This is a genomic window from Bradyrhizobium sp. 192, assembly GCF_023100965.1.
In the GTDB taxonomy this organism is placed as follows: Bacteria; Pseudomonadota; Alphaproteobacteria; order Rhizobiales; family Xanthobacteraceae; genus Bradyrhizobium; species Bradyrhizobium symbiodeficiens.
Window position 1 is genome coordinate 6,371,762 of sequence record NZ_CP064690.1, and the last position, 16,504, is coordinate 6,388,265.

The 16,504-nt window shown below is 65.5% G+C and carries 16 protein-coding genes; 8 read left to right on the plus strand and 8 right to left on the minus strand.

Features of this window, described 5'->3' with window-relative positions; translation table 11 throughout:
- Nucleotides 1-141 precede the first annotated feature (141 nt).
- From IVB24_RS29875 to IVB24_RS29885, 3 genes are all read left to right on the plus strand, one after another.
- A complete protein-coding gene (locus IVB24_RS29875) occupies nucleotides 142-969 on the plus strand; it encodes an FAD binding domain-containing protein (RefSeq protein WP_247770122.1) in 828 nt (275 codons plus the stop codon).
- Entirely contained in the window at nucleotides 966-3,692 is a 2,727-nt protein-coding gene (locus IVB24_RS29880; protein WP_247770123.1) for a molybdopterin cofactor-binding domain-containing protein, read from the plus strand. The genes IVB24_RS29875 and IVB24_RS29880 overlap by 4 nt, the downstream gene beginning before the upstream one ends.
- A 91-nt stretch (nucleotides 3,693-3,783) precedes the next feature.
- A protein-coding gene (locus IVB24_RS29885; protein WP_247769573.1) for an IS630 family transposase occupies nucleotides 3,784-4,735 on the plus strand; the annotation gives its coding sequence in 2 pieces (ribosomal slippage) (nucleotides 3,784-4,124 and nucleotides 4,123-4,735; 954 coding nt in all).
- A 12-nt stretch (nucleotides 4,736-4,747) separates the two neighbouring features.
- On the opposite strand, the gene uraD is transcribed toward IVB24_RS29885, so the two are convergent.
- The 5 genes from uraD to IVB24_RS29910 all read right to left on the minus strand — a co-directional run bounded on the left by uraD (nucleotide 4,748) and on the right by IVB24_RS29910 (nucleotide 8,798).
- Nucleotides 4,748-5,635 (minus strand): 2-oxo-4-hydroxy-4-carboxy-5-ureidoimidazoline decarboxylase, encoded by an 888-nt coding sequence (uraD, locus tag IVB24_RS29890; protein WP_247770124.1) that lies wholly within the window; start codon nucleotides 5,633-5,635, stop codon nucleotides 4,748-4,750.
- Between the two features lie 6 nt (nucleotides 5,636-5,641).
- Nucleotides 5,642-6,577 (minus strand): allantoinase PuuE, encoded by a 936-nt coding sequence (puuE, locus tag IVB24_RS29895; protein ID WP_247770125.1) that lies wholly within the window; start codon nucleotides 6,575-6,577, stop codon nucleotides 5,642-5,644.
- Nucleotides 6,578-6,991 carry a DUF3830 family protein gene (locus IVB24_RS29900; RefSeq protein ID WP_036045261.1) on the minus strand — a complete coding sequence of 138 codons (414 nt, stop codon included), beginning with the start codon at nucleotides 6,989-6,991 and terminating at the stop codon, nucleotides 6,578-6,580.
- A 90-nt stretch (nucleotides 6,992-7,081) separates the two neighbouring features.
- Nucleotides 7,082-7,357 (minus strand): hypothetical protein, encoded by a 276-nt coding sequence (locus IVB24_RS29905; protein ID WP_247770126.1) that lies wholly within the window; start codon nucleotides 7,355-7,357, stop codon nucleotides 7,082-7,084.
- 1,021 nt (nucleotides 7,358-8,378) lie between these two features.
- Nucleotides 8,379-8,798 (minus strand): hypothetical protein, encoded by a 420-nt coding sequence (locus IVB24_RS29910; protein ID WP_247770127.1) that lies wholly within the window; start codon nucleotides 8,796-8,798, stop codon nucleotides 8,379-8,381.
- A gap of 302 nt (nucleotides 8,799-9,100) precedes the next feature.
- Here IVB24_RS29910 and IVB24_RS29915 point away from each other — a divergent pair, with 302 nt between their 5' ends.
- The gene (locus tag IVB24_RS29915; protein ID WP_247770128.1) at nucleotides 9,101-9,358 is read left to right on the plus strand and encodes a DUF2798 domain-containing protein; all 258 of its coding nucleotides are present in this window, start codon (nucleotides 9,101-9,103) and stop codon (nucleotides 9,356-9,358) included.
- 7 nt (nucleotides 9,359-9,365) lie between these two features.
- On the opposite strand, the gene IVB24_RS29920 is transcribed toward IVB24_RS29915, so the two are convergent.
- From IVB24_RS29920 to IVB24_RS29930, 3 genes are all read right to left on the minus strand, one after another.
- Complete coding sequence (locus tag IVB24_RS29920) at nucleotides 9,366-11,153, minus strand: chloride channel protein (RefSeq protein ID WP_094971790.1); 1,788 nt, start codon at nucleotides 11,151-11,153, stop codon at nucleotides 9,366-9,368.
- Nucleotides 11,154-11,165: 12 nt separating this feature from the next.
- Nucleotides 11,166-11,819, minus strand: a complete 654-nt coding sequence (locus IVB24_RS29925) for a class II aldolase/adducin family protein (protein WP_247770129.1) — start codon at nucleotides 11,817-11,819, stop codon at nucleotides 11,166-11,168.
- Between the two features lie 157 nt (nucleotides 11,820-11,976).
- Nucleotides 11,977-12,603, minus strand: a complete 627-nt coding sequence (locus IVB24_RS29930) for a MarC family protein (protein WP_247770130.1) — start codon at nucleotides 12,601-12,603, stop codon at nucleotides 11,977-11,979.
- Nucleotides 12,604-12,691: 88 nt separating this feature from the next.
- On the opposite strand from IVB24_RS29930, the gene IVB24_RS29935 reads away from it, so the two are divergent.
- The 4 genes from IVB24_RS29935 to lon all read left to right on the plus strand — a co-directional run bounded on the left by IVB24_RS29935 (nucleotide 12,692) and on the right by lon (nucleotide 16,504).
- Nucleotides 12,692-12,898 (plus strand): hypothetical protein, encoded by a 207-nt coding sequence (locus IVB24_RS29935; RefSeq protein WP_247770131.1) that lies wholly within the window; start codon nucleotides 12,692-12,694, stop codon nucleotides 12,896-12,898.
- 113 nt (nucleotides 12,899-13,011) lie between these two features.
- Entirely contained in the window at nucleotides 13,012-13,575 is a 564-nt protein-coding gene (locus tag IVB24_RS29940) for a DUF892 family protein (protein ID WP_094971793.1), read from the plus strand.
- Nucleotides 13,576-13,727: 152 nt separating this feature from the next.
- Nucleotides 13,728-14,111: an Hsp20/alpha crystallin family protein gene (locus IVB24_RS29945; protein ID WP_094891270.1), complete on the plus strand. Its 384-nt coding sequence runs from the start codon at nucleotides 13,728-13,730 to the stop codon at nucleotides 14,109-14,111.
- Nucleotides 14,112-14,119: 8 nt separating this feature from the next.
- On the plus strand, nucleotides 14,120-16,504 hold the full coding sequence (lon, locus tag IVB24_RS29950; protein WP_247770132.1) for an endopeptidase La: 2,385 nt from the start codon (nucleotides 14,120-14,122) through the stop codon (nucleotides 16,502-16,504).

The window sequence follows — 16,504 nt, forward strand, 5'->3', positions numbered from 1 at the left end:
TCCGCTGACAGACCTGCCGGGTAAAGGCCGGCCCGGTCACCTTCGCGCGACCACTTGTTTGTTGCGACTTGGCTCCGGTCTTGCAAGACTCATCTGCAAGACTCATCGGCACGATTCACCGGCGGAAGCTTTGGCGCAGCCATGGATTTGAATACCATAACGACAGTGGCCCATCCGCAAACACGGGCACAATTGCCGGCCTGGACGGCCGGCGATGCCTGGCTCGCAGGCGGGACCTGGCTGTTCTCGGAACCACAAGCGCACCTCGTACGGTTGATCGATCTCACCGATCTGAAATGGCCGGCGCTGACGATCAGCCAAAGCCATCTCTCCATCGCCGCCACTTGCACGGTCGCGCAACTCGACGGACTTGCCTGCCCGTCCGATTGGCTCGCCGCGCCGCTGATCAACCAATGCTGCCGCGCATTCCTTGCGTCCTTCAAGATCTGGAAGACCGCAACCATCGGCGGCAATCTCTGCATGTCGCTGCCGGCGGGACCGATGATCTCGCTGACCGCGGCGCTCGACGGCGTCTGCACCATCTGGAAAGCCGGCGGCGGCGAGCAGCGGATTCCCGTCGCTGAGTTTGTCACCGGCAACCAGCGCAACCGCTTGACGCCGGGCGACCTGCTCCGGCAGATCGATATTCCAATTGCCAAGCTGAAACGCCGCACGGCCTTCCGCCAAATCTCGCTCGCGCCGGTCGGCCGGTCGGCGGCCCTTCTGATCGGCAGACACGATGCCGATGGCCCGCTGACTCTGACGGTCACGGCCTCCACGGTGCGGCCGATCCAATTGTCGTTCGCCAAGCCGCCCGATGCGGGCGCGCTTCGCGATGCGATCATCCAGCAGATCACGGACGACCTGTACCACTCCGATATCCACGGCCAGCCGCTCTGGCGCAAGCACATGACGCTGCGGCTCGCCGAGGAAATTCGCCGCGAGCTCTTGGGGGCAATGCCGTCATGAGTTTCGAGGTCAACGGCAAGCCGTTTGCGCAGGAGCCGCGCGCAGGCCAGTGCCTGCGCACGTTCCTGCGCGAGCTCGGCCATTTCGGCGTGAAGAAAGGCTGCGACGCCGGCGACTGCGGCGCCTGCACCGTGCTGCTCGACGGCGAGCCGGTACACAGCTGCCTGATCCCGGCGTTCCGGGCCGAGGGACGCAGCGTGACCACGATCGAAGGTCTGGGCGGAGACCACGGCACGCATCCGATGCAGCAGGCCTTCCTCGATGCGCAGGGCTTTCAATGCGGCTTCTGCACCGCCGGCATGATCCTGACCTGCGCCTCGCTGAACCAGGCGCAGCGCACCGATCTCGGCGCGGCGCTGAAGGGCAATATCTGCCGCTGCACCGGCTATCGCGCGATCGAGGATGCATTGCTGGGCAAGACCAATGTCGAGGCCAGCGTCGAGGCCGGCGCTGCGTTCGGCCGCAGCCTGCCGGCACCCGCAGGCCCCGATATCGTGCGCGGCAATGCGCGCTACACCTTCGACACCGCCATCGATGGCCTGCTTCACGTCAAGCTGGTGCGTTCGCCTCATGCGCACGCCAGGATCGTCGCGATCGACAAGACGGATGCGCTGCGCGTTGCCGGCGTGCACGCGGTGCTGACGCATGAAGACGCACCTTCGATGCTGATCTCGACCGCGCGGCACGAGATGGACTGGATGGACCCCGAGGACACCCGCGTTCTCGACGACGTCGTCCGCTTCATCGGCCAGAGAGTTGCCGCAATCGTCGCCGAGAGCGAAGCCGCCGCCGAGGAGGCGTGCCGGCGGATCGAGGTCGACTATGAGATCCTGCCTGCGCTGATCGATCCGGAGCAGGCGATGTCGCCGGGTGCGCCCGTCATTCATCCCGACCGCACCACCGCGAACCGCATCGCCGACGCTCAGCGTAACCTCGCCGCGGAGACGCATGGCGAGTACGGCAATGTCGCTGCGGCGCTCGCAACGTCTGCCGTCACCTACGAGGGCACCTTCCACAGTCATCGCGTCCAGCACGCGGCGCTGGAGACCCATGGCGGCCTCGCCTGGCTCGATGAAGCGGGCGTGCTCAATGTCCGCACCTCGACCCAGGTGCCGTTCCTGACCCGGCGCGCGCTGGCGGATATCTTCGAGCTTGCTCCCGACAAGGTCCGCGTGTTCTGCGAGCGTGTCGGCGGCGGGTTTGGCGGCAAGCAGGAGATGTTCGTCGAGGACATCCTGGCGCTCGCTGCGCTCAAGACGGGACGTCCGGTGAAGCTGGAGCTCACCCGTGAGGAGCAATTCATCGCGACCTCGACGCGGCACCCGATGCGGGTCCACATCAAGGCCGGAGCGGATGCCGACGGCAAACTCACCGCGCTCCAGCTCGACGTGCTCTCCAACACCGGCGCCTACGGCAATCACGCCGGCCCGGTGATGTTCCATTCGCTGTCCGAGTCCATCGCCGTCTACAATTGCCCGAACAAGCGGGTCGACGGTTACGCCGTCTACACCAACACGGTGCCGGCGGGCGCGTTTCGCGGCTATGGCCTGCCGCAGACGCTGATCGCGATCGAGGCCGCGATCGACGAGCTGGGCAAGCAACTCGGCATCAACCCCTTCGAGATGCGCCGGCGCAACATCGTCAGGGACGGCGATCCCATGCTGTCGCCGCCGCCGTCCGAATTTCACGACGTGCTCTACGGCTCCTACGGGCTCGACCAGTGCCTCGACCTCGTCGAACGCGCGATGCAGGCTGATGGCCCGCAGCCGGACCTGTCGCCGGACTGGCTGATCGGCGACGGTGTCGCGCTGACCATGATCGACACCGTGCCGCCGGCGGGCCACCTCGCCGACGCGACGATCGCGCTTCGCAACGACGGAGGTTTCGATCTCACCGTCGGCACCGCTGAATTCGGCAACGGCACCAGTACCGTGCACCGGCAGATCGCCGCGACCACGCTGGCGACCACGGTCGACAGGATCCGCCTGCGCCAGTCCGACACGGCCCATGGCGGCCACGACACCGGAGCCTATGGCAGCGCGGGCATGTTCGTCGCCGGCAAGGCGACGCATGCGGCAGCCGTGCAGCTTGCGACCGAATTGAAGGCGGCCGCCGCCGGCGCGTGGCTGTGTGACGTCGGGAGTTGCGTGCTCGAGGACAATGCCGTCGTCAGCGGCGTCCGGCGCATGCCGTTTGCGGAGCTGGTGAAGCTCGCGCGCGAGCGCGGTCAGCCGTTCGCAGGCAGCGGCAACTCCGCGGGCACGCCGCGTTCGGTCGGCTTCAACGTCCAGGGTTTTCGTATCGCCGTGAACAAGGCCACCGGCGAGCTCAGGATACTCCGGAGCGTCCACGCCGCGGACGCTGGCGTCGTCGCCAATCCCATGCAGTGCCGCGGCCAGGTCGAAGGCGGCGTCGCGCAGGCACTCGGTGCTGCGCTCTACGAGGAGATGGTGATCGACGCCGAGGGGCGGGTCACCAACCCGAAATTCCGCGACTACCACCTGCCCTCCTTCGCCGACGTGCCGCGCACCGACGTGTTCTTCGCCGAGACGTCCGACACGATCGGGCCGCTAGGGGCGAAGTCGATGAGCGAGAGTCCGTACAATCCGGTCGCGGCCGCGCTCGGCAACGCGATCGCGAATGCCACCGGCATCCGCTTCACCGCGCCGCCGTTCAAGCCGGACCGGCTGTTTCCGGCGCTGCACGCGAAGTTCGCGGACTAGAGCATTTTCCAACCTGTCGGAATCGGTAGGGGATTCCCTTGCGAGGCAAATTGTGATTCACCCTGAGGGCTGGTGATGGAGGCCAGCCCCCATGGCTAAACCGCTGTCGCCGGACCTTCGCATTCGTATTATTCGGGCTGTGGAAGATGAAGGCATGAGCCGTCGGGGCGCCGCTGTTCGGTTCGGCGTGGCGCCCTCGACAGCGATCGAACTGGTTGGCGAGTGGCGAAGGACCGGCGCCTGTGAGGCGGGAACGCAGGGCGGAGACCGGCGTTCAGCTCGGATCGAGGGTCACGCTGCGGAGATCCTCTCCCTGGTCAAGGTTACGCCTGACATGACGCTGGCCGAGATCGCTGACCATCTCTTCAAAGTCCACGGCGAGCGTTTCGTGCCGAGCGTGATCTGGCGATTCTTCGATCGTCGCAACATCACGTTCAAAAAAAACATCGCACGCCAGCGAGCAGGATCGGCCGGACGTGGCCGCTGAACGCGCAGCGTGGAAGGCGTCTCAGCCTGAGATCGGCATCCATCGGTTGGTGTTCATCGACGAGACGGGGGCTTCGACCAAAATGGCGCGGCGCTACGGCCGTTCGCCGTACGGCCAGCGCTGTGTCGCCACGATCCCGCATGGTCATTGGAAGACGACGACCTTCGTCGGCGCGCTTAGAGCGACCGGTATGACCGCGCCGATGGTCCTCGACGGCCCCATGGATGGTCCGGCGTTCGAGGCTTACGTGACGCAAGTCCTGGTACCGACACTCAAGCCCGGCGACATCGTGGTGATGGACAATCTCGCAGCACACAAGCGGACCGAGATCGCCATCGCAATCGACGCGGCGGGCGCTCAGCTCCTCTATCTCCCGCCTTATTCGCCCGACCTCAATCCGATCGAAATGGCCTTCGCAAAGCTCAAAGCCGCCCTGCGAAAGGCCGCCGCCAGATCAATCCAGGCTTTGGACAATGCTATCGCCCTCACCACAGCCGCCTTCACCGCCCAAGAGTGCCTGAACTTCTTCGCCGCGGCAGGTTATGATCGCGCCTGATCAGAATCTGCTCTAGGTGCCGCGATAGGTCGAATAGCTCCAGGGCGTGACCAATAGCGGCACGTGGTAGTGCCCCTCCGGCTCGCTGACGGCGAAGCGCAGCGGGATCTCGTCGAGGAATGGCGGGTCCGTGAGCTGCACGTTGCGCTCGGCGTAGTACTTGGCAACGCTGAATTTGAGCTCGTAGCGGCCGATCGGAAGCGGACGACCACCGATCAACGGCTGATCGGTGCGACCGTCGGCGTTGGTGACTGCGCGCGCGATCACACGGCTCTCACCGAGGCTTGCGAGCTCAACGAGCTCAATCGGAATCCCTGGCGCCGGTTTGCCAATCTGATTGTCCAGCACATGGGTCGAGAGCCGGCCGTGCACCTTCAGCCTGTCGTCGGCCATGACGAGCTGATCCAGCCGCAGCGCGGAGATGCGGCCGATCTCCTCGATCGCACGCCGCGTCTCGGTCTTGGCGATATTGCGCAACCGGATCTCGAAATCGTGCAGCACGGAATCCCTGGTGTGACGCCGCACGCAAACGATATAGGGGAAGCCGAATTTTTCGCGGTAGGCGTTGTTGACGCGCTCGAATGCGGCGTATTCGGCCTCCGACAGCCGGTCGAGGCCGGCGCTGTTCTGCTCCTCGGTCGATTCCTCGGTGAGGCCCGCCGCACGCTGGGTCTTGTTGGCGAGATCGGGATGCGCCCGGAGCAGCGCCAGTTGCGCGTCGGGTTCGGCGCTCTGGATCGCCGCCATCAGCGCGGCGTGCAGCTGGTTGACGCCGGCGAACGGCCGCTTGCCGGCGAGCTGCTCGGCGATCCACGGGGAATATTCGACGACATTGGCGAGCACCGCGACGAAGTCGGCCTTGGCGGCGGCGTTGAGGTCAGACAGCGAAATTTGCGACATCGTGCCTCAACCGATCTCGAATGCGTTGGCGGCAAGATGCGCGTGCCTGGCGTGCCAGTGCTGCGCGATCTGCAGCCGCGTCGGCACCCAGACGCGCTCGTGCTTGCCGATGTAATCCAGGAAGCGCATCAGGCCCGCGGCGCGGCCGGGCCGGCCGGCGAGACGGCAGTGCAGGCCGACCGACATCATCTTCGGCGCGATCTCGCCTTCGGCGTAGAGCACGTCGAAGGCGTCCTTCAGATAGGTGAAGAACTGCTCGCCCTCGGCAAAGCCTTGCGGGTTGATGAAGCGCATGTCGTTGGCGTCAAGCGTGTAGGGAATGACGAGTTGCTTGCCACCCGCGCCCTTGACCCAATAGGGCAGATCGTCGGCATAGGAGTCGCAGAGATAGAGGAAGCCGCCCTCCTCCATCAGGAGGCGGTTGGTGTTGATCGAGGAGCGCCCGGTGTACCAGCCGAGCGGCCGCGATCCGGTGGCCTCGGTGTGGACGCGGATCGACTCGGCGATCTCGGCGCGCTCCTGCGCCTCGGTCATGTCCTTGTGCTCGATCCATTTCAGGCTGTGGCTGGCGATGTCCCAGCCCGCCTCCTTCATGGCGGCGACGATTTCGGGATTGCGCTTCAGCGCGGTGGCGACACCGAACACGGTGGTCGGCCAGTTGCGCGCGGTGAACATCCGCCACAACCGCCAGAAGCCGGCGCGCGAACCATATTCGAACATGGATTCGATGTTGGCGTGGCGCTGGCCGGACCAGGGCTGCGCGCCGAGCACGTCGGACAGGAACGCTTCCGAGGCGCGATCGCCGTGCAGGATGTTGTTCTCGCCGCCTTCCTCGAAATTGACCACGAACTGCACCGCGACCCGTGCATGGCCGGGCCACTCGGGATGCGGCGGGTTGCGGCCGTAACCGCGGAGATCGCGCGGGTAGCGTGCGTCAGCCACTCAGACTTCCTCGAAGCGGATCGGCAGCGCGCCCTTCCACAGCACGCTCTTGCCCAGCGTCGCCAGATTCTCCAGGCCCGAGGTCAGCGTGATGAAATGGTTGCCGGCGAGCTGGCCCATCTTGCTGGCGAAGTGCACGCCGCCATAGGCCAGCAGGATCTCGGTCTCGCTGATGCCGCCGGGATAGAGGATGATCTGGCCCGGCGCGGGATAGCTGGTGTGGTTCTCGTAGCCGACGCCGAAATCGAGATCGCCGAGCGGCATCCACACGCCCTCGCCGCTCCAGCGCACATGGATGATGTGGCTTTCGAACGGCAGTGCCTTGCGGAAGGCGGCGACGGTCTTGGGTGCCGCTTGCTCCTCGAAGCGGGCATCGAAGGTGAAATCGCCGGCACGGATAACGAGTTTGCTCATCTCATCTCTCTGGATCGGGGCCGGTGGCCCCACGGGTCATTTTCAAGCAAAGAGCATTCCCGACAGTTTCGCGCAAGTGGCGCGGACGCATCACCTGCGGTCGTAGGACCAGCCGAAAATGCCGCTCCGCCGCGTCTCCGGTTCTGGCTCGACGGCCGGCGGCGGTGCTTGCTTCAATTCCGCCTGCGGCGGCGGGGGCGGCGCCGGCAGGTTCTCGCATTTCATGGAGTAGACCAGCTTGCCGTCCGCGGTACGCCCGATCGGCGCGCAGGGATCGGGATGTCCGGCCGCGGTCTTCGGCGCCAACTTGACTTGCGCCGCCGCCGGCGAGGCCAGCAGCATCAGGACCAGCAGATATCTCGACATCGTTGTCGCCTGAAGCTCGATTGGCCCATTGAACCGGATTGCGGCGGCCAAGTCCATCGGCGCCAAAGGGCGAGCGTGCCGAATATTTAGCCGGCGTCCTTGCAGCTCAGGATGACGGGGATCGCCTTTTTCAACTTTCAGCGCATTCAACTTACAGACACGCCTTCGCGTTCTCGCGGCGCAATTCGCCCGAGCTTTGCCTGGTCTCGCCACCCTCTGATCCAAGAGGGCGCAGGGAAGGCCGGGTGCCGGCTGGCACCCGCGGTCCGCTGCGCGAAAGGCACGCGCAAAAAAGACCGCACAGCAGCATACAGGTGTCGCCGATCACTCGGCCTTCCCTGCGCGATGGCTGGACGGCTTATGCCGTGATCTCCCGGGAGCCGACCATTCCTTCTGGCCTCCCTCGCCGTTCGAATTGACGATGCCGTCCACCCGGTTGGGCTCGCGCACATCTTCGAACAGCTTGACCGTGGCAACGACGGCCAGGACCACACGGTTTTGCCGTACGCACGGCCCGCCATGTCGCCGCAGTATTCCCGGGCCCCGTCGACGAAGCCGGAAACTTACGAGCGAGACGGAGCCTAGCAGCGCCGTCGTCCGCACGCGGTTACGGACTCACAGGGACTACCCGCCCTGCCCGCACCTCTCGTGCCGACGCTGCCGCGTCCACCGCAACCCCGGCTCGCGAACATGACGACGACACGTCGCCCCTCTTGGGTGAGCCGGGATGAGCGACACATACGCCGAAACCGAATTTCGGTAAAGTGGAATATTTTCGCGCGCGTGGATTGACAGAAGCCGACACAGGCATAGTCCCGTAGCCCGGATGAGCGGAGCGACATCCGGGACAGTGTGAAATGCCGGGCGAGCCGTCCCGGATTACGCTTTCCGCCGTCGCTCTTCGAGCTATGGCGGACAAGTCGCTCCATCCGGGCTACGAGGGTATCGACCATCAAAAAGGGCGGCGCAAAGCACCGCCCTTATCTCGCCACCCGATCCGGGCTGCGTTGAAATGAACTGCTCAATAGGGCCCGTAGCGGTAACCCCGATCGTAATAGAACGGACTGCCGCCGCCGTAATAGCCCTGCCCGCCATAATAGCCGGAACCGCCATAGTAGGGACGCGGACCATAATAATAGCGGTTCTCGTAATAGTCGCGGCGCCGCTGCTCGGCGATCACCCCGCCGATGATACCCGCTGCGGCGCCCATGAAGGCGAGACCTGCGGCGTTCGACCCGCGCCGATAATAGTGCCGACGACGGGCCGCGCTGAAATCGGTGACGTCGGAAGAGCCCTGGCCCGCCGTGACGGGCTGCGCCGACACCGCCCCGAGGGACGCCGCAGCCGAGGGCGATGCGGAGGTTGCGACAAATGCCAGGCTTGCGAACGCGGCCAAGGCCATCTTGCGGCCGGCTCCGGAAATCATGGGTTTAACAGTCATTTTGATATTCCTGTCATCTTGCCGATGCTGTTGCCAAACGTAGGGATCTGCAAACCGGATTCAATGCGCAAACCGTCGAGATAGTTTCATGTTCGCGGCAATCCGCCACGCTTTGAACGATTATAACCAAACGGTCGTATCCCAGCTTGAACCATCGAACCTGAGCGGATAATGAACAGCCGCGCCGCTTTTCGGTCGCCGTAAGCGTTTTACGTGAACCAACGCATCAACCGACGCCGTCGGGATCGATGCCATTTGCAGGGTTCAACGTGATCGACGCGTCCTTTTCCAAGAGAAATCAGATGATTGTGGTTCGCAAATTGCCGGCGCGCTATGCGCCGATCGTGATGCCGTTCGTGCTGTCCATCCTCATGACGGCCGTGGTGTCGGTCATTTCGACGCTTCGGAGCTTAGGGGCGACGCCGGCGTTCCTCGCGACCTGGCCGGGCGCCTGGGCGCTGTCCTGGCTGGTCGCGTTTCCGACGCTGCTGGTGGTTCTGCCGATGGTGCAGCGGATCGTGACGCTCGTCGTCGCGGCCCCGCCTCAACCAGGCCGATAGAAGACGCCTACGACAACGCTCCCAACACCCCGCGCGTCGCCTTGTCGATCTCTTCGACATAGCGGCGGCGGGCAAAGGTCTCGGTGAGGAAGCCGACCACCTTGCGGCTGTCGGTGGAATCGACCACCGCCAGCATCTCGGCTTCGGCCTCGTCGAACACCGCCATCGCCGACTTCACGTTCATTTCCGGGATCAGCACGATGTCGATCAGGCGGGCGAGCTCGATCACCTGGATCTCGTCGGCGATGGTGTCGAGATCGCTGGAGAACAAATCGGGCAGCATGACGAGACCGACATATTCGTCGGAATTGTTGACGATGACAATACCGGGCCGCGATCCCAGCACGAACTCGCGGCGCACCGCGGCGATCGTCGTGGTCGAGGGCACCTTGCCGACGTCGGAGCGCATCAGCCGCTCGACGGTGAGATTGCGCAGCCAGCCTACGTCGTTGGCGCTGCGGATGGTCTCGCCGCGCAGATGCAGGCGCCAGGTCGAGAAGGAATGGCCGAACATGAAGCGGACGCAGATCGAGGTGACGATGCAGCCGGCGAGCACCACGGCGGTGACGTCGACGTTGCGGGTCATCTCGAGCACCAGGAACGACATGGTCAGGGGGCCGCCGACGATGGCGACACCGAGCGTCGCCATGCCCGTCAGCATCGCGACCAGCGGATCGATGGCGAAGTTCGGGCTGACCAGGAGCAGCACCGCGGCAAAGAATTTGCCGATCAGGCTGCCGACGAACAGCGATGCGAAGAACAGGCCGCCGCGGAAGCCCGAGGCGAGCGAGATCAGGCAGGCCGTCACCTTCAGGGCGATGATCAGCGCGATCAGGCCGATCGTCATGTCGTGAAACAGATCGAGCACCATGGCGCCATGGCCGGCCGCCAGCACCTGCGGGGTAATGATGGCAAAGCCGCCGACGATGAGACCCCCGGCCACCGGGCGGAGCCAGACCGGCAGCCAGGCGAACAGGCGCTCGAACATCGGCGAGGAGCGCATCACGGCGATGCCGACGCCGCTGGTGATGAGCGCAAGCCCGATCAGCGCCAGATATTGCTCGACGCCGACGGCGCTGACCTTGGGGATCTCCAGCGAGTATGGCGCGCCGCCGAGCCATTGCGCGGTCAAGGCGCCGGCGAGCGAGGCTGCCAGGATCGGGGCCGCGCTGCCGACCGAATAGACGCCGACGATCAACTCACAGGCATAGAAGGCGCCGGTGATCGGCGCGCCGAACGCCGCCGCGATCGCAGCCGCAGCGCCGCAGCCCACCATCAGGCGCAGATCGTTGCGGCGCAGATTGAAGAACTTGCCGAACAGCGAGGCGATCCCGGAGCCGATCTGGGTATAGCCCGCTTCGAGGCCGACCGAGGCGCCGCAGCCGTTGGAGATCAGCGTCTGGCTCGACACGATGACGCTGTCGCGCATCGACAGATTGCCGCCGCGCAGCGCGTTGGCCTCGATCGGGTCGACCGCGTTTGAAATCTTCATGCGGCGCCGCGACCACTCCATGATGCCGAGCAGAAGCCCGCCGAGCGCAGGCGCGATCAGCGCGGCCCAGGGGCTAACGCTCGCGTGAGCCGACAAATGGACGTCGACAGGAATCCCATAGATCACCACATGCGCAAACTGGGCGATGTGCGCCATCAGCGTGACCACCGCGCCCGCCAGCGTGCCGATCACCAGTGAAAGCGGGATCAGGTAGAATTCGTTGCTGCGCAACAGGGCGCGCAGCCGAACCATGGTGCGGCTGGATCCTTTGCGATCAGCGAAATGCCTGAGCCGTAGGAACACCGTGTGCCCGCCCTACCCTTCCGACAGGCCGTAGCCGGCCATGCGCTTGCGGACCCGCTCGATCTCGGCGCTGGCGAGCAGCGGCGGTTGTCCGATCTGGAGGCAGCCATGATATTGCCGCGCCAGCGTTTCGACCTCGACGGCGAGCCACATCGCCTTGTCCAGCGTCTTGCCGGTCGCGATCATGCCGTGATGGTCGAGCAGGCAGGCAAACCGCCCCTCCAGCGCCCGCACCGCATGTTCGGACAGCTCCACGGTCCCGAACGTCGCATAGGGCGCGCAGCGGATGCTGTCGCCGCCGGCCGCCGCGATCATGTAATGAACCGGCGGAATCTCCATGCCCATGATCGCCAGGATGGTGCAATAGGTCGGATGCGCATGCACGACGGCGTTGACGTCATCCCGCGACTTCAGGATGTCGCGATGGAAGCGCCATTCGCTCGACGGCTTCTGATCGGGCGCGTGTGCGCCGTCCATGGTCATGAAGACGATCTGGTCCGACGTCATGGCCTCATAGGGCACGCTGGTCGGCGTGACCAGGAGCCCGTCCACATGCCGGACGGAGATATTGCCCGAGGTGCCCTGGTTGATGCCGAGCGCGTTCATGCGCCGGCAGGCGTCGATGATGGCCTGTCTCTTGGCGGGCTCGTCCGCTGTCATCGACATCCCGATTTCCTGACGATCGTCTTGTTAGACCCGAAGTACGTCAAAGCAATGTGGCAGTGCAAGCGAAAGCGGCCCGGATCCGGTGCCACCTTGTCGCCACTCCTGCCAAATCACGAAATGGACGGCAAAATCAATGAATTCACGGATTGTCGCAGCCCTATGACAGGCTGGTCCGGACGGCCGCAATCCCGTTGATCACGAACTGCACGGAATAGGCCGCGAGCAGCATGCCGAGGACGCGCGAGAGCACGGCATTTCCGGTGCGCCCGAGGGTCTTGGCGATCAGCTGCGCCGAAACGAAACACAGCATGCAGAGCAGGCAGACCGAGAGGACGACCGCGATGATCACCGCGAGCCTCGCCCCATAGCCGGCATCGCCCGAAAGCGGCAGCGTGGTCGCAATCGCGCCGGGGCCGGCCGTCATGGGGATGGCCAGGGGAAACACCGCGACGTCGGAGGCGTGCTCGGATGTCGCCTTGTCGGCCTCGCGGGCCTCGCGATGCGGACGATCGCCGAAGATCATCTGGTAGGACACGCCGAACAGTAGCAGCCCGCCGGCGATCTGGAAGGCGGGGATGCCGATCCCGAGCTGGCGCAGCAGCCAGTTTCCGGCCAGCGCGATCACCACCAGGATCGAGGCGGCGATCAACGGCGCGCGCAACGCGACGGTCCGTTTGACCTTGTCGGGCATGCCGGTGGTCGCGGCCAGGAAGGCCGGCGCAAGGCCGACCGGATCGACCACCAGCAGCAGCGTGACGAAAGCGGACAGGGCGAAATCGAGCATGTGCCGGCAGGGTTCTCGGGAGCTGGAACGATGGCTTCCGCGCTGACTTAGCCCAGCAAAGCCGCTTTGGAAATCACGGGAGACGACAATGAGCGACAGTGGAATCGGAATGCTGCTCGGCCACCTCTCGACCAACCTGCTCTGGCTCTGGTTCATCGGCGCCTTCGTGCTCGGCGGGGTCCTCGTCTATGGCGTGATGAAGGCCGGCCGCCTCAGGCGCAGCGAGCGGGCGCAGCTCGATCGCAACACCGAGGCACGGCAGCGCCAGGAAGATCCGTACAAGCGCCCGACCTGAGCGTTCGCCCCCCGCGCCGGTTGCCGTTTGGAACTTTCGTTCATGAAGCGGCTTTGATCGCCTGAGGATTGAGGAGGGCGAGGCCTTCCCGTGTTACCTCATGAGGAGGACGTATGGCTAAAGCAAAGAAGCGCACGACCAAGAAGACCGCGACCCGCCGACCGCGTCAGGCGCCGAAGATGCTCAGCGACCTGTTTCACGAGACGCTGAAGGACATCTATTTCGCCGAGAACAAGATCATCAAGACCCTGCCGAAAATGGCAAAGGCCGCGAACTCCAAGGAGCTCGCAGCGGCCTTCAACAAGCACCTGCGCGAGACCCAGGGCCAGGTCAAGCGGCTCGACCAGATCTTCAAGATGCTGGGCAAGCCGGCGCGCGGCAAGCCCTGCGAGGCGATCAACGGCATCACGGACGAGGGCGCCGAGATCATGAAGGACTTCAAGGGGGCCCCGGCGCTCGATGCGGGCCTGCTCGCGGCCGCGCAGGCGGTCGAGCATTACGAGATCTCCCGCTATGGCACCTTGCGTACCTGGGCCGAGGAGCTCGGCATGCAGGACGCAGCAAGGCTGCTTCAGGCGACGCTGGACGAGGAAGAGGCGACCGACCATACGCTGACCGAGCTTGCGACGTCCGTGATCAACCTCGAAGCGGAACAAGAGTATCGCGACGCGGCCTGACCCGCGCCCGCGCCGATGACGGAACGCCGCGGCACCTGCCGCGGCGTTTGCTTTTGCGATCGCACGACGGCGCATGGCACGTCAGCGCCAGTGCACTGGATTTCCCGGGAACCAGCCCCATATGCAGGCTTTCCCACCCCTGAGCCCGCATCATGCAACCGAAGAATCCCCTCGACTGGATGCTGTCCGAAGCCCTGGACCAGCTGACGCGCGCCGACCGGCTGCGCCAGCAGTTCGGCCGTCAGGAAGCCTGCTGGGAGCCGCCGATCGACGTGCTCGAAACCGAGCATGAGCTGCTGATCCTGGTCGCGCTTCCCGGCGTCAATCCCGACAATGTCGAGACGGTCATTCATGACGGCGTGCTCGTCGTTTCCGGCCAGCGCACGCTTCCGCCGGAGCTTCGCAAGGCCCGCATCCACCGGCTCGAACTGCCGCAGGGCCGCTTCGAGCGTCGCATCGCGCTTCCCGTCGGCCGCTACGCCATCAGCCGCTTCGTGATGGACGGCTGCGTCGCGCTGCGTCTCGCCAAATCCTGAGGTCGATCATGGCCACCGAACAGATGAACAACGAACAGACCAATAACGACGTGAAGATCCCCGACGACGCGCTGATCATCATCCCCGTGCGCGAGATGGTGCTGTTCCCCGGCGCCATCGCGCCGATCGCGATCGCGCGGCCGAAGTCGGTTGCCGCCGCGCAGCAGGCGCTGCGCGAGCAGCGGCCGATCGGCATCGTCCTGCAGCGCAGTCCCGAGACCGAGGAGCCGGGCCCGGACGATCTCTATCGGGTCGCGACCATCGCCAACATCGTGCGCTACATCACCGCACCCGACGGCACCCATCACATCGTCTGCCAGGGCGTGCAGCGCGCGCGCATCCTCGACTTCCTGCCGGGCACGCCGTTCCCGGCCGCGCGGATCCAGCAGATCCCGGAGCCGACCACGACCTCGCCGGAGATCGAGGCGCGCGCGCTGAACCTGCAGCGCCAGGCGATCGAGGCGATCGAGCTGCTGCCGCAGGCACCGCCCGAGCTGGCCGCGATGTTCCAGGGCACCACTGCGCCCGGCGCGCTGGCGGATCTGGCGACCTCGTTCATGGACATCAAGCCGCAGGACAAGCAGGAGGTCCTGGAGACCATCGACCTCGCTTTGCGTGTCGAGAGGGTGTCGAAGCATCTGGCCGAGCGGCTGGAGGTGCTGCGCATCAGCAACGAAATCGGCCAGAAGACCCGCGCCAGCTTCGACGAGCGGCAGCGCGAGGCGATCCTGCGCGAGCAGATGGCGACCATCCAGCGCCAACTCGGCGAAGGCGACGGCAAGGCGGCCGAGGTCGCCGAGCTGACGGCTGCCATTGCCAAGGCCAACATGCCGCCCGAGGCGGACGCGCACGCCAAAAAGGAGCTGCGCCGCTACGAGCGCATGCCGGAGGCCGCTGGCGAAGCCGGCATGGTCCGCACGTACCTGGACTGGCTGATCGAGCTGCCCTGGGCGCTGCCCGAGGAGAAGCCGATCGACATCAAGGCGGCACGAGCCATCCTGGATGCCGATCATTTCGGCCTGGAGAAGATCAAGGGCCGGATCATCGAATATCTGGCGGTGCGGAAGCTGGCACCGCAGGGCAAGGCGCCGATCCTGTGCTTCGTCGGTCCGCCCGGCGTCGGCAAGACCTCGCTCGGCCAGTCCATCGCACGCGCGATGGATCGCCCCTTCGTGCGCGTCAGCCTGGGCGGCGTGCATGACGAGGCCGAGATCCGCGGTCACCGCCGCACCTATATCGGCGCCCTGCCGGGCAACATCATCCAGGGCATCAAGAAGGCCGGCAGCCGCAACTGCGTCATGATGCTGGACGAGATCGACAAGATGGGCCGTGGCGTGCAGGGCGATCCCTCGGCCGCCATGCTGGAGGTGCTCGACCCCGAGCAGAACGGGACGTTCCGGGACAATTACCTGGCCGTGCCCTTCGACCTCTCGCGCGTGGTCTTCATCGCGACCGCCAACATGCTGGACCAGATCCCGGGTCCGCTGCTGGATCGCATGGAGCTGATCAGCCTCGCCGGCTACACCGAAGAGGAGAAGCTGGAGATCGCGAAGCGCTATCTGGTGCGGCGGCAGCTCGAGGCCAACGGCCTCTCGGCCGAGCAGGCCGAGATCGAGCCGGAAGCGCTGAAGCTGGTGGTCAAGGGCTACACCCGCGAGGCGGGCGTGCGTAACCTCGAGCGCGAGATCGGCAAGCTGTTCCGGCATGCCGCGGTGCAGGTCGCCGAGGGCACGGCTGCCAAGGTCGTGGTGGGGGTGAAGGATATCGCCACCGTGCTCGGCCAGCCGCGCTTCGAGGGCGAGATCGCGCAGCGCACCAGCATTCCGGGCGTGGCCACCGGCCTTGCCTGGACGCCTGTCGGCGGCGACATCCTGTTCATCGAGGCCTCGCGCGTCCCGGGCCGGGGCGGCATGATCCTGACCGGTCAGCTCGGCGAGGTCATGCGCGAGAGCGTGCAGGCTGCGCTGACCCTGGTGAAGAGCAAGGCCACGCAGCTCGGCATCGATCAGTCGGTGTTCGAGAAGAGCGACATCCACGTTCACGTTCCGGCGGGCGCAACCCCGAAGGACGGACCGAGCGCGGGCGTTGCGATGTTCACGGCGCTGACGTCCCTGCTCACCAACCGCACGGTGCGCAGCGACACCGCCATGACCGGCGAGATCTCGCTGCGCGGCCTGGTGCTGCCGGTCGGCGGCATCAAGGAGAAGGTGGTGGCTGCGGCCGCTGCCGGCCTGAAGCGGGTGATGCTGCCGGCGCGCAACAAGCGGGACTATGACGACATCCCGAAGAGCGCGCGGGACAACCTCGAATTCATCTGGCTGGAGCGCGTCGACGAAGCCATCGCCGCCGCGCTCGAGCCGGTCGAAGCTCAAATCGGTGCAGCGGCGGAGTGA

Coding starts and splice junctions, on each gene's coding strand:
- IVB24_RS29875 (WP_247770122.1), top strand. CDS start 142: ATGGATTTGAATACCATAACGACAGTGGCCCATCCGCAAACACGGGCA.
- IVB24_RS29880 (WP_247770123.1), top strand. CDS start 966: ATGAGTTTCGAGGTCAACGGCAAGCCGTTTGCGCAGGAGCCGCGCGCA.
- uraD (WP_247770124.1), bottom strand. CDS start 5,635: ATGTCGCAAATTTCGCTGTCTGACCTCAACGCCGCCGCCAAGGCCGAC.
- IVB24_RS29900 (WP_036045261.1), bottom strand. CDS start 6,991: ATGAGCAAACTCGTTATCCGTGCCGGCGATTTCACCTTCGATGCCCGC.
- IVB24_RS29905 (WP_247770126.1), bottom strand. CDS start 7,357: ATGTCGAGATATCTGCTGGTCCTGATGCTGCTGGCCTCGCCGGCGGCG.
- IVB24_RS29910 (WP_247770127.1), bottom strand. CDS start 8,798: ATGACTGTTAAACCCATGATTTCCGGAGCCGGCCGCAAGATGGCCTTG.
- IVB24_RS29915 (WP_247770128.1), top strand. CDS start 9,101: ATGATTGTGGTTCGCAAATTGCCGGCGCGCTATGCGCCGATCGTGATG.
- IVB24_RS29925 (WP_247770129.1), bottom strand. CDS start 11,819: ATGTCGATGACAGCGGACGAGCCCGCCAAGAGACAGGCCATCATCGAC.
- IVB24_RS29930 (WP_247770130.1), bottom strand. CDS start 12,603: ATGCTCGATTTCGCCCTGTCCGCTTTCGTCACGCTGCTGCTGGTGGTC.
- IVB24_RS29935 (WP_247770131.1), top strand. CDS start 12,692: ATGAGCGACAGTGGAATCGGAATGCTGCTCGGCCACCTCTCGACCAAC.
- IVB24_RS29940 (WP_094971793.1), top strand. CDS start 13,012: ATGGCTAAAGCAAAGAAGCGCACGACCAAGAAGACCGCGACCCGCCGA.
- IVB24_RS29945 (WP_094891270.1), top strand. CDS start 13,728: ATGCAACCGAAGAATCCCCTCGACTGGATGCTGTCCGAAGCCCTGGAC.
- lon (WP_247770132.1), top strand. CDS start 14,120: ATGGCCACCGAACAGATGAACAACGAACAGACCAATAACGACGTGAAG.